This window comes from Pseudomonas sp. MWU12-2319 (assembly GCF_023242525.1).
Taxonomy (GTDB): Bacteria; Pseudomonadota; Gammaproteobacteria; order Pseudomonadales; family Pseudomonadaceae; genus Aquipseudomonas; species Aquipseudomonas gingeri_D.
Genome location: NZ_JALJES010000012.1, coordinates 1 through 12,945, shown reverse-complemented (window position 1 = coordinate 12,945; position 12,945 = coordinate 1). Strand labels below are relative to the sequence as shown.

Sequence of the window (12,945 nt, the reverse complement as noted above, 5' to 3'; positions counted from 1 at the left end):
CATGCCTGTGACGACCTTACGTACCCTGCCCCTACCGCTGACACTGGCCATGGCGATCAGCCTCGCCGGTTGCGCCGGCCTGCCGGACCAGCGCCTGGCCAATGAAGCGCTCAAGCGCGGCGACACCGCCCTGGCCGAGCAGAATTACCGCCAGCTGGCGGACCTGGGCTACAGCGACGCACAGGTTGGCCTGGCCGATATCCAGGTGGAAAGCCGCGATCCGGCCCAGCTCAAACTGGCGGAAGCGACCTACCGCGCCGCCGCCGACACTTCGTCCCGGGCCCAGGCCCGCCTGGGCCGCCTGCTGGTGGCCAAGCCCGGCGCCAGTGCAGCCGAACACCGCGAAGCCGAAGGCCTGTTGAAAAAGGCCTTCGCCAATGGTGAAGGCAACACCCTGATCGCCCTGGCGATGCTCTACCTGCAATTCCCCCAGAGCTTCCCCGAGGTCAACGCCCAGCAACAGATCAGCCAATGGCGCAACGCCGGCTACCCGGAAGCGGGCCTGGCGCAAGTGCTGCTCTACCGCACCCAGGACAGCTACGACCAGCATCTGGACGAGGTGGAAAAGATCTGCAAGAGCGCGCTCAACAGCAGCGACATCTGCTACGTCGAGCTGGCCACCGTGTACCAGAAACGCGCCCAGCCAGACCAGCAGGCAGCCCTGCTCAAGCAACTGCAAACCGCCTACAGCCGTGGCGCGGTCGGTGCCCAACGGGTCGACAGCGTGGCCCGGGTGCTCAGCGATGCGAGCCTCGGCCAGCCGGATGAAAAGACCGCGCAAGCGCTGCTCGAGCAGATCGCCCCCGGCTACCCGGCGTCCTGGGTCAGCCTTGCGCAATTGCTCTACGACTTCCCCGCCCTGGGCGACGTCAAGCAGATGATGGAATACCTGGACAACGGCCGCGCCGCCGACCAGCCCCGCGCCGAACTGCTGCTGGGCAAGCTCTACTACGAAGGCAAATGGGTGCCGGCCGATGCCAAACAGGCCGAAGCGCACTTCCAGAAAGCCGTCGGCAAGGAAGTCGCCGCCGATTACTACCTGGGGCAGATCTATCGCCGGGGCTACCTCGGCCAGGTCTACTCGCAAAAGGCCCTCGACCACCTGCTCAAGGCCGCCCGCAACGGCCAGAACAGCGCCGACTTCGCCATCGCCCAACTGTTTTCCCTGGGCCGTGGGACCAAGCCCGACCCGCTCAATGCCTACGTGTTCAGTCAACTGGCCAAAGCCCAGGACACCCCACTGGCCAATGAGCTGGCCCAACAACTCGACGCACAGCTGCCGCCTGCCCAACGCCCCGATGCCCAGCGCCTGTTGCAACAGGAACAGCGCCTGCGCGGGACCCTGAGCCGCAACCCGCTGGACCTGCGACAAGTCCTGCAGGAAGGCGACCGCGAGGAAAAAACCTTATGACTCTCAATCCTTTCGTCAAGGCCGGTATCGGCCTGAGCTTTGCCCTGCTCTGGTCCTGCCCGAGCCTGGCGGCGATCACCGAGACCAAGAACTTCGGCCTCGAAGTGAAAATCACCGGTCAATCCGAAGACGACCGCGACCTCGGCACCCTCAAGGGTGGCGACGTCAACGGCATCGGCCTGGACCTGCGGCCGTGGGTCTACGGCGAGCGCGGCAACTGGAGCGCCTACGCCATGGGCCAGGCCGTGACCGCCAGCGACATCATTGAAACCGACACCCTGCAACAGGCCGATGCCAGCCAGGAAACCTCGAGCAACGACGCCCGCAAGCCGGACAAAAGCTACCTGGCCCTGCGGGAATTCTGGGTCGGCTACAAGGGCCTGACCCCTTATCCGGGCGAGATGCTGAAACTCGGTCGCCAGCGCCTGCGCAATGACGACGGGCAATGGCGCGACACCAATATCGAGGCGCTGAACTGGACCTTCGACACCACCCTGCTGCGGGCCAACCTGGGCGCCGCCGAGCGCTTCAGCGAATACCGCACCGAACTCACCGAACTCGCGCCCCAGGACAAGGACCGCCTGCATGTCTACGGCGACGTCGCCTACCAGTGGACACCCGGCCAGTGGCTCGGCGTACGCGCCCACCACACCCATGACGACGGCAAGCTCGACTACCCGACACCCGGCGTCGTCGCCGACCCGCTGGACAAAAAGGCCAACGGCGACCTGACCTGGCTCGGTCTGGAAGCCGACAGCGATGCCTACAATTTCAAAAACACCAACACCGTCAACTACTGGGCCAGCCTGACCGGCATGAGCGGCCACCGCGACAGCGTCAACCCGCTCAACGCCGACGGCAGCCGCCCCGTGGATGCCAGCCAGGGCAGCCATATCAACGGCTGGGCCACCGACCTCGGCGTGCGCCTGCGCCTCGACCCGAACTGGCAGGTCGGCGCCGCCTATGCCCGCGCCAGCGGCGACTACGAACAGAACGGCCTGGAAAGCAACCGCTCGAACTTCGCCGGCACCCGTTCGCGGACCCACCGTTTCGGCGAAGCCTTCCGTGGCGAAATGAACAACCTGCAGACCGCCACCCTGTTCGGCTCCTGGCAGCTGCGCGAGGACTACGACGCGAGCCTGATCTACCACAAGTTCTGGCGCGTCGACGGGCAGAAGGACGTCGGCAGCAACGGCATCAACGCCGTACAGGGCAACTACGACGACGCCACCGGCGCCCTGCTCTCCAGCGCCTCGCTGCCGTTGCAGGACGGCAAGAAAGACCTCGGCCAGGAAGTCGACCTGGTGCTGACCAAGTACTTCAAGCAAGGCCTGCTGCCGGCGGCCCTGAGCCAATCCATCGACGAACCTTCGGCGCTGGTGCGCTTTCGCGGCGGCGTGTTCAAGCCCGGCGATGCCTACGGCAAGAACGTCGATTCCTATATGCACCGCGCGTTTGTCGACGTGATCTGGCGCTTCTGATGCAGACCGCCAAGGGAGTGACCGAGATGAACCACAGCGCCCTGCAAGGCTCGCTCAGCGTATGGGCCGGCGCCCTGCTGCTGGCCAGTAGCGCGGCCTTTGCCAGCGTCGACGTGCCGCCGGTTAAAACCGGGCACGCACCGATCCTGGCCAAGGAACTGCAACAGGCCAAGACCTACACCGTTGGCAGCGCGCCGACCGCGCCGCTGCACCTGGAAAAACCCAAGCTTCCGGACCTGCGCGGCTACACCGCCGAGGCCGTCGCGGCGAAGATCGTGCGCAGCCAACCGGGCAAGATCAGCGTGCGCCGGATGATGCAGGAAGATGCCCTCAAGGACTTTATCGGCGGTGACAACAAGATGGCCGAATGGGTGGTCCGCCAGCATGGCATTCCCCAGGCGATCTTTATCGACGACGGCTATATCAACCTCAAGGACCTGAGCAAGAAACTGCCCAAGCAATACATCAGCGAAACCTCGCCGGGGGTGTTCCTGGCCAGGCTGCCGATCGTGGTCGGACGCAAGGGCATCCTTGAAATCGACAAACAGACCCAGGAACTGCGCCTGTCCCAAGAAGGTGGCGCGTTCCTGATCAACGACGGCCAGCTGTTTATCCGCGACACCAGGGTCACCGGCTGGCGCGAAGCGGACAACGGCCCGGCGACCTTCCGTTCGCCCCAGGAGTTCCGCCCGTTCCTACTGGCCTGGGGCGGTACCGAGACCTATATCGTCAACAGCAAGATGGCCAGCTTCGGCTACGCCAACAGCAAATCCTACGGCGTGAGTATTTCCCAGTACACGCCGAACATGGCCCAGGTGCTCAAGCGGCCCGAGCCGACCGGCTGGATCATCGGTTCCGAGTTCTCGGACATGTGGTACGGCTTCTACTGCTACGAGACCCGCGACTTCGTGCTCAAGGGCAATACCTACCGCGACAACATCGTCTACGGCATCGACCCCCACGACCGTTCCCATGGGCTGATCATCGCCGACAACACGGTGCACGGGACCAGGAAGAAGCACGGCATCATCATTTCCCGGGAGGTGAACGACAGCTTCATCTTCAACAACCGCAGCTACGACAACCACCTCTCGGGCCTGGTGATCGACCGTAACAGCGTCAACAACCTGGTCGCCTACAACCAGATCTACCAGAACCACTCCGACGGCATCACCCTCTACGAGAGCGCCGACAACCTGATCTACGCCAACAAGGTCATCGGCAACAAGCGCCACGGCATCCGCATCCGCAACAGCGTGAATATCCGCCTGTACGAGAACGTCGCCATGGCCAACGGCTTGACCGGGGTCTATGGCCATATCAAGGACCTGAGCGACACCGACCGCGACATCAAGCTCGACCCGTTCGACGCCGAGGTCTCGCTGATCGTGGTCGGCGGCGAACTCGCCGGCAACGGCAGCGGCCCGCTGTCCATCGACTCGCCATTGAGTGTCGAGTTGTACCGGGTCTCCATGCTCGCCCCGACAAAAAACAGTGGCATCAGCTTCAGCGGGATTCTCGGCGAGCGCCAGGATGAAATTCTCGACCTGCTGGTGCGCCAGCAGAAAGCCGTGCTGATCGACCCCGTCGAACGCCAGACACCCCTGCGGGATTGAGGACGACCTTTATGAACCCACACCTGATCAAACTGCTCGGCCTGTCGGGCCTGGCCGCGGCGATCTTCGCCGCCAGCGGCAACCTCATGGCCGAGGAAGTCCAGGCGCCGAATTTTACCGCCGAGCCCTGCTGCAGCCTGTGCCCGGCAGCCCATGACGCGAAAAACTACGTCAGCCGCTACCAGCAGAACTTCACCACCCTGGTCCAGGCCCAGGGCGACTGGCTGTTCCGGACCCAGGAAGACCTGCGCACCGAGTTCGACACCAGCCCCGCCGGTTACCGGCGCCTGCAACAGCTCCACGATGCCTTCAAGAGCAAGGGCGTGGAGTTGGTGGTGGTCTATCAGCCGACCCGTGGCCTGGTGGATCGCAACAAACTGTTCCCGGCCGAGCGCGCCAAGTTCGACTATGAAAAAGCCCTGGGCAACTACCAGGCGATGCTCGGGCGCTTCGCCAAGATGGGCTACCACGTGCCGGATCTGTCACCGCTGACCAACGAGCAGCAGGCCCACGATTTCTACTTCCGTGGCGACCAGCACTGGACCCCGTACGGCGCCGAACGCACCGCGAAGATCGTTGCCGAGACGGTGAAAAAGATGCCGGGCTTTGCCGACATTCCCCACCGTGAATTCGAGACCAAGGTCTCCGGGCGCATGGGCAAGACCGGCACCCTGCACAACATGGCCGGCCAGCTCTGCGGCACCAGCTACGCGATCCAGTACATGGAACAGTTCAGCACCGAGCCCAAGGGCGAAGCGGCGGACGGCGACCTGTTCGGCGATGCCGGCAACCCGCAGATCACCCTGGTGGGCACCAGCCACAGCGGCAAGAACTACAACTTCGCCGGCTTCCTGCAGCAGTACATCGGCGCCGACATCCTCAACGTCGCCTTCCCCGGTGGCGGCCTGGAAGGCTCGATGCTGCAGTACCTGGGCAGCGAGGCGTTCCAGAAGACCCCGCCGAAGGTGCTGATCTGGGAATTCTCGCCGCTGTATCGCCTCGACCAGGAAACCATCTACCGGCAGATGATGGCCCTGCTCGACAACGGCTGTGAAGGCAAGACCGCCGAGATGAGCGCCAGCAGCACGCTCAAGACGGGCAAGAACGAACTGCTGGTCAACAGCAACAACCGCGACCTGCGCAACAGCGGGCACCAGGTCGATATCCGCTTCGCCGACACCTCGGTGAAAACCCTGCACGCCACCCTCTGGTACATGAACGGTCGCCACGAGGACATCAAGATCGAGAAACCGCAAACCTCCGACACGGATGGACGTTTCGCCTTTGAGCTGCGCACCGACGAAGACTGGGCCAACCAGAACCTGCTGGCCGTCGAAGTCCAGGGCCCGGAAGCGGGCACCGCACCGCAGCAAGTCGAGGCGAAGATCTGCAAACGCAACGTATTCCCCAGCGCCGAGCCCCATGTGGCACAGGCCGGGTTATGAGGAGCCTACCGATGAAACTGCGCACACTGCTTGCCCCTTCGCTGCTCGGCCTGGCGATCATCGCCGGCTCGGCCCAGGCCGCCGCGCCACTGCGTCCGCCCCAGGGTTACCTGGCCGCCATCGACAAGATCAAGACCGGCGACAACAGCGACGGCTGCGACAGCATGCCCCCGCCCTACACCGGTTCGTTGCAGTTCCGCAGCAAATACGAGGGTTCCGACAAGGCCCGCTCGACACTGAATGTGCAGTCGGAAAAAGCCTTTCGCGACACCACCTCCGACATCACCAGGATGGAACGCGGCACCAGCAAGCGGGTGATGCAGTTCATGCGCGACGGTCGCCCGGACCAGTTGAGCTGCACCCTGAACTGGCTGACCGCCTGGGCCCAGGCCGATGCGCTGATGTCCAAGGACTTCAACCACACCGGCAAGTCCATGCGCAAATGGGCCCTGGGCAGCATGGCCTCGGCCTATATCCGCCTGAAGTTCTCCGATTCCCGTCCGCTGGCGACCCACCAGAAGGAAGCGCAACTGATCGAGGCCTGGTTCAGCAAGATGGCCGACCAGGTGGTCAGCGACTGGGACAACCTGCCGCTGGAAAAAACCAACAACCACTCGTACTGGGCGGCCTGGTCGGTGATGGCGACCGCGATCGCCACCGACCGTCGCGACCTGTTCGACTGGTCGGTGAAGGAATACAAGATCGGCGCCAACCAGGTCGATGCGCAGGGGTTCCTGCCCAATGAGCTCAAGCGTCAGCAGCGGGCCTTGGCCTATCACAACTATGCGTTGCCGCCGTTGGCGATGATCGCCAGTTTTGCCCTGGCCAATGGCGTGGACCTGCGCCAGGAAAACAATGGTGCGCTGAAGCGCCTGGGTGATCGGGTGCTGGCCGGCGTGAAGGATCCCGAGGAGTTCCAGGCCAGGAACGGCAAGGAACAGGACATGACCGACCTCAAGGTCGACTCGAAATTTGCCTGGCTGGAACCGTACTGCAGCCTCTACACCTGCGCGCCGGAGGTGCTTGAACACAAACATGCGATGCAACCGTTCAAGACTTTCCGCCTGGGCGGCGACCTGACCAAGGTCTACGACCCTACCCATGAGAAGGGCAACAAAAGCCCGTAACACCAGCCCTCCCACTCTCCTGTGAGAACGCAGCTTATGTGGGAGCGGAGCTTGCCCGCGAAGGGGCCCTCAAGAACGCCAAAAGCTTCGCGGGCAAGCTCCGCTCCCACAGGGGCATGGGTTTCCACAGTGAAATGTGGGGGGAGGCTGGGACTGATTCAAATGTTGTAGAGCCTCCCGGATTTCATGGGGGGTTTGGGGGGGCTTCGGCCCTTGACCGTTGATGAAACAAGGAGAGCTCGGGATGGTCTTTTCATCCAACGTATTCCTGTTCCTGTTCCTGCCGATCTTCCTCGGCTTGTACTACTTGAGCGGGCAACGCTATCGCAACCTGCTGTTGCTGATCGCCAGCTACGTGTTCTACGCCTGGTGGCGGGTCGACTTCCTGGCGCTGTTCGCTGGCGTGACCCTGTGGAACTACTGGATCGGCCTCAAGGTCGGCGCCGCCGGCGTGCGCAGCAAACCGGCCCAACGCTGGCTGCTGCTGGGCGTCGCCGTCGACCTGGGCATCCTCGGCTACTTCAAGTACGCCAACTTCGGCGTCGACAGCCTCAACGCGATCATGACCTCGTTCGGTCTCAAACCCTTTATCCTGACCCACGTGCTGCTGCCGATCGGCATCTCGTTCTACATCTTCGAGTCCATCAGCTACATCATCGACGTCTACCGCGGCGACACCCCGGCGACCCGCAACCTGATCGACTTCGCGGCCTTCGTGGCGATCTTCCCGCACCTGATCGCCGGCCCCGTGCTGCGCTTTCGCGACCTCGCCGACCAATTCAACAACCGCACCCACACCCTCGACAAATTCTCCGAGGGCGCCACGCGGTTCATGCAGGGCTTTATCAAGAAAGTCTTTATCGCCGACACCCTGGCGGTGGTCGCCGACCATTGCTTCGCCCTGCAACACCCGACCACCGGCGATGCCTGGCTCGGCGCCCTGGCCTACACCGCGCAGCTGTACTTCGACTTCTCCGGCTACAGCGACATGGCCATCGGCCTGGGCCTGATGATGGGCTTCCGCTTTATGGAGAACTTCAAGCAGCCCTATATCAGCCAGTCGATCACCGAGTTCTGGCGGCGCTGGCATATCAGCCTGTCGACCTGGCTGCGGGACTACCTCTACATCACCCTGGGCGGCAACCGCAAAGGCACGCTGACCACCTACCGCAACCTGTTCCTGACCATGCTGCTCGGCGGCCTGTGGCACGGCGCCAACCTCACTTACATCGTCTGGGGTGCCTGGCACGGCCTGTGGCTGGCGCTTGAAAAAGCCCTCGGCATCGACACCTCGCCACGGCGTTTCAACCCGATCCGCTGGGCCCTGACCTTCCTGCTGGTGATCATGGGCTGGGTGATCTTCCGTTCGGAAAACCTCCACGTCGCAGCACGTATGTACGGCGCCATGTTCAGCTTCGGCGAGTGGTCGCTGTCGGAACTCAACCGCGCCAGCCTCACCGGCCTGCAAGTGGCGACCCTGGTGCTGGCCTACGCGACCCTGGCGTTCTTCGGCCTGCGGGACTTCTACAGCAACCCGCCCGCCGCCAAGGCCAAACCCGCCGACGGCCCGGCCAGCGCGCAACCCGGCCTGATCAAGGCCGTCCCCGGCGAAGCAGCCGGCAGCATTCACGAACCCGGCTACAGCGTCGGCACAGAGGCCCAGGTGCAACCGGCCTACTGGGTCGCCGACTGGCCGCGCTACCTGATGCGCACCCTGGTGCTGCTGCTGTTTATCGCCTCGATTCTCAAACTCTCGGCGCAAAGCTTCTCGCCGTTCCTCTACTTCCAATTCTGAGGGAGCCGACCATGACCCGCTCATTACACATCCTCTACATCGCCCTGTTCCTCGCCACCTTGCTGGCGCTGGGGCTGTGGTCGCTGCGCAGCTTTATCGGCTTCAGCACCAACGCCGACGCCACCCTGCTCGACGGGCACTGGACCAAGGCGGTGGAAACCCGTTACGACGGTGAGTTCCCGATCAAGCGCCTGGGCACCAATCTCTGGGCCGCGCTGGACTTCAAGCTGTTCAACGAAGGCCGTCCCGGCGTGGTGCTGGGCCGTGACCAGTGGCTCTACAGCGACGAGGAGTTCAACCCCATCGCCGGCGAGCAGCAGAACCTGCAAGACAACTACGCCCTGGTCGAAGGTGTGCGCCAGACCCTCAAGGCCAAGGGCGTGAAGCTGGTGATGGCGATCGTTCCGGCCAAGGTCCGCCTGTACCCGGAACACCTGGGCGATGTCCGCCCGGCGAGCATCCACGCCAACCTCTACCAGGACTTCCATGCCCGGGTCGCCGCCGACCGGATCCTCGCCCCCGACCTGCTCGGCCCGTTGCAACGGGCCAAGGACCAAGGCCGGCAAGTATTCCTGCGCACCGACACCCACTGGACCCCGGACGGCGCGCAAATCGCCGCGACCCAACTGGCCGACGCCATCAGCCAGCACGCCCCGCTCAGCGGCGAGCCGCAGCGCTTTGTCACCGAAGCCGAGAAGACCGAACAGCACAAGGGCGACCTGACCCTGTTCCTGCCACTGGACCCGCTGTTCAGCAACCTGATGCCGCCCCAGGAGCCCCTGGAAAAACGCACCACCCGCGCGGTTGAAGATCAAACGGCCGGCGAAGACGCATTGTTCGCCAACACCGAAGTCCCGGTTGCGCTGATCGGTACCAGCTACAGCGCCAACCCGAACTGGAACTTCGTCGGCGCGCTGAAACAGGCCCTGCATCGCGACGTGGTGAATTACGCCGAAGACGGCCACGGCCCGATCCTGCCGATGCTCGCCTACCTGGAAAGCGACGCCTTCAAGAACAGCCCGCCGCAGCTGCTGATCTGGGAATTCCCGGAGCGCTACCTGCCGGTCAACAACGAAATCGGCGATGCCGACCCGCAGTGGGTCGCGCAACTGAAAGCCGCAGGTCTGCACCAGCAGAACCTGGTTCTGAACACACCTAAATCCGAGTCGCCTGTACAGGCGCAAAACTGAAAGAGGTACTTACCATGACCTTCAACGTCACTCGTAAAAACGTCCAACAACGCACGGTCAAAACCCTGGCCCTGGCTGCGGGCCTGAGCCTGCTGTCCCTGCCGGTCTGGGCGGGTGGCGATGCCGCGCTGTACGGCCCGGTCGCGCCGAAAGGTTCGAGCTTTGTGCGTATCTACAACGCCAGCAACCAGGAAGTCAGCGCCACCATCGGCGCCACCGCGATCAATGACGTCGCGCCCCTGGCCAGCAGTGATTTCAGCTTTATGCCCGGCGGCGACTACAGCGCCAAGGTCGGCAGCCAGGGCCTGCCGCTGAAACTGGCCGCCGACCACTATTACACCCTGGTCAACAACGCTGGCGGCCAGCCGCAACTGATCGAAGAGCCGCCGTTCAAGAACAAGCAGAAGTCCTTGGTGCGGGTGCAGAACCTGAGTGACAAGGCCCTGACCCTGAAGACCGCCGACGGCAAGACCGACGTGGTCCAGTCGGTGGCGGCCAAAGGTCGCGGAGAGCGCGAGATCAACCCGGTGAAAGTCAGCTTTGCGCTGTACGACGGCACCACCAAGGTCAGCGACCTCAAGCCGGTGGCCCTGGAGCGCGGTGAAGCGGCGGTGCTCTACGTCACGGGCAACGGCAGCAACCTGTCGCCGGTGTGGGTCAAGCGCCCGGTTTCGACCCGCTGATGAATTCGCCAGGCGAACACAAACCTCATGCCCTCCGCTGATGCCCCTGTGGAAGCCCAACCTGTGGGAGCGGAGCTTGCCCGCGAAGAGACCCTTAAGAGCGCTAAAAGCTTCGCGGGCAAGCTCCGCTCCCACACAAACAGCGCCCCCATAAGGAATGCGGTCACCTTGAGCCCTTCGCCCGGCCCGAAACAACAACAAGAGTGAAACGACAGAACGCAGTAGCTCTAACCCATAGATCGCTTAAAGGAGTAACACCATGATTCCAGTAATCCTCTCAGGTGGTAGCGGCTCACGTCTTTGGCCGCTTTCGCGCAAGCAGTTTCCCAAGCAATTCCTCGCCCTTACCGGCAAGGAAACGCTGTTCCAGCAAACCCTGGAACGCCTGGTATTCGACGGCATGGAAAGCCCCATCGTGGTCTGCAACCTGGACCACCGCTTTATCGTCAACGAACAGTTGAGCAGCCGCCAGCTCACCACCCAGCGCATCCTGATGGAGCCCTTCGGCCGCAACACCGCCCCGGCCGTGGCCCTGACCGCCATGCTGCTGGTCAACGAGGGCCGCGACGAATTGATGCTCGTCCTCCCCGCCGACCACGTGCTCGACGACCAGAAAGCCCTGCAACGCGCCCTGGCCCTGGCCACGGTCGCCGCCGAAAGTGGCGAAATGGTGCTGTTCGGTGTCCCGGCAACCAAACCGGAAACCGGCTACGGCTACATCAAATCAAGCAACGACGCGCTGCTGCCAGAGGGTGTCAGCCGAGTCTCGCAATTCGTCGAAAAGCCCGATGAAAAACGCGCCACCGAGTTCGTCGAAGCCGGCGGTTACTTCTGGAACAGCGGCATGTTCCTGTTCCGCGCCAGCCGCTTCCTCGAAGAGCTGAAAAAGCACGACCCGGACATCTACGACACCTGCCTGCTGACCCTGGAGCGCAGCACCCAGGACGGCGACGGCGTGATCCTCGACGAAGCCACCTTCGCCCAGTGCCCGGACAACTCCATCGACTACGCGGTAATGGAAAAAACCCAGCGTGCCTGCGTGGTGCCATTGAGCGCCGGCTGGAGTGACGTGGGTTGCTGGTCATCGTTGTGGGACGTGCATGAAAAGGACGAAAACGGCAACGTCAGCAAGGGCGACGTGGTGATCCAGGACAGCCACAACTGCATGATCCACGGCAACGGCAAGCTGGTCTCGGTGATCGGCCTGGAAGACATAGTCGTGGTCGAAACCAAGGACGCCATGATGATCGCCCACAAGGACAAGGTTCAGGGCGTGAAACAGATGGTCAACACCCTCAACGAACAGGGCCGCAGCGAAACCCAGAACCACTGCGAGGTCTACCGGCCCTGGGGCTCCTATGACTCGGTGGACATGGGCGGGCGTTTCCAGGTCAAGCACATCTCGGTCAAGCCGGGGGCCTGCCTGTCGTTGCAGATGCACCACCACCGCGCCGAACACTGGATCGTGGTCAGCGGCACGGCCGAGGTGACCTGCGACGAGAAGGTGTTCCTGCTGTGCGAGAACCAGTCGACCTACATCCCGATTGCTTCGGTGCACCGCCTGCGTAATCCGGGGAAGATTCCGTTGGAGATTATTGAGGTGCAGTCCGGCAGTTACCTGGGTGAAGACGATATCGAGCGGTTTGAGGATGTGTATGGGCGTTCGACGGCGGTTGAGCAGGAGGTGAAAACCATTGCGCAGTAATTAAACAGGGTTCCACTCACCCCCGCCTCGCTGGCTGCGTACCCCCTATCCGCAGCCAGCGAGGCGGGGGTGTTTTTTGCCCACTTACTCACACCGAAAACGTATTTCCTCTCGGTGAGTTGTATCCGGTTGCTCAGATCTCGACGACCTTGTCCCATCTGAACAACGGGTTTTCAGGCGCCCTCGAACGTTGGTCGCTATATCCACGCGGATTGCAGATCACACGCGTGCCTTCTGCGAAATAATCGAATGCAGTATGGGTGTGACCATGGATCCACAGCGCAACCGGCGCGCGCACGAGAGCAGGCAGATCGTTCACATAACCCGCCGAGGCGCGATCCGTCGCGAACTTTTCCGCCAGGCTTGGCCTGAGCGGCGCATGGTGCGTGACCACAATCGTCTGGCCATCGAAGGGCTTTGCCAGCTCACCTTCCAGCCATGCCCGCGCTTGCTTGTGGAGCGCCAGCGAGTCGCGGGGAGTAAACGAACGTG

At 63.0% G+C, this 12,945-nt stretch carries 9 protein-coding genes and 1 pseudogene; 9 read left to right on the top strand and 1 reads right to left on the bottom strand.

The window, feature by feature from the left end; genetic code table 11:
* Position 1 precedes the first annotated feature (1 nt).
* The 9 genes from algK to M5C01_RS19520 all read left to right on the top strand — a co-directional run bounded on the left by algK (position 2) and on the right by M5C01_RS19520 (position 12,453).
* A complete protein-coding gene (algK, locus tag M5C01_RS19560; protein WP_152740142.1) occupies positions 2-1,411 on the top strand; it encodes an alginate biosynthesis TPR repeat lipoprotein AlgK in 1,410 nt (469 codons plus the stop codon).
* A complete protein-coding gene (locus M5C01_RS19555) occupies positions 1,408-2,892 on the top strand; it encodes an alginate export family protein (protein ID WP_152740141.1) in 1,485 nt (494 codons plus the stop codon). Before algK ends, M5C01_RS19555 begins: the two co-directional genes overlap by 4 nt.
* Positions 2,892-4,508: a mannuronan 5-epimerase AlgG gene (algG, locus tag M5C01_RS19550; RefSeq protein ID WP_152740140.1), complete on the top strand. Its 1,617-nt coding sequence runs from the start codon at positions 2,892-2,894 to the stop codon at positions 4,506-4,508. The genes M5C01_RS19555 and algG overlap by 1 nt, the downstream gene beginning before the upstream one ends.
* A gap of 11 nt (positions 4,509-4,519) precedes the next feature.
* On the top strand, positions 4,520-5,953 hold the full coding sequence (locus M5C01_RS19545; protein ID WP_103499057.1) for an alginate O-acetyltransferase: 1,434 nt from the start codon (positions 4,520-4,522) through the stop codon (positions 5,951-5,953).
* On the top strand, positions 5,950-7,080 hold the full coding sequence (locus tag M5C01_RS19540) for a mannuronate-specific alginate lyase (RefSeq protein ID WP_152740139.1): 1,131 nt from the start codon (positions 5,950-5,952) through the stop codon (positions 7,078-7,080). Before M5C01_RS19545 ends, M5C01_RS19540 begins: the two co-directional genes overlap by 4 nt.
* A gap of 244 nt (positions 7,081-7,324) precedes the next feature.
* Positions 7,325-8,875 (top strand): MBOAT family protein, encoded by a 1,551-nt coding sequence (locus M5C01_RS19535; RefSeq protein WP_152740138.1) that lies wholly within the window; start codon positions 7,325-7,327, stop codon positions 8,873-8,875.
* 11 nt (positions 8,876-8,886) lie between these two features.
* Positions 8,887-10,065, top strand: a complete 1,179-nt coding sequence (locus M5C01_RS19530) for an alginate O-acetyltransferase (protein ID WP_152740137.1) — start codon at positions 8,887-8,889, stop codon at positions 10,063-10,065.
* Between the two features lie 14 nt (positions 10,066-10,079).
* Complete coding sequence (locus tag M5C01_RS19525; protein WP_152740136.1) at positions 10,080-10,748, top strand: alginate O-acetyltransferase AlgF; 669 nt, start codon at positions 10,080-10,082, stop codon at positions 10,746-10,748.
* A gap of 259 nt (positions 10,749-11,007) precedes the next feature.
* Positions 11,008-12,453 carry a mannose-1-phosphate guanylyltransferase/mannose-6-phosphate isomerase gene (locus tag M5C01_RS19520; RefSeq protein WP_152740134.1) on the top strand — a complete coding sequence of 482 codons (1,446 nt, stop codon included), beginning with the start codon at positions 11,008-11,010 and terminating at the stop codon, positions 12,451-12,453.
* A 133-nt stretch (positions 12,454-12,586) separates the two neighbouring features.
* Here the strand turns inward: M5C01_RS19520 and M5C01_RS19515 are convergent.
* Positions 12,587-12,945, bottom strand: a pseudogene (locus M5C01_RS19515) (metallo-dependent phosphatase); the annotation flags it as partial.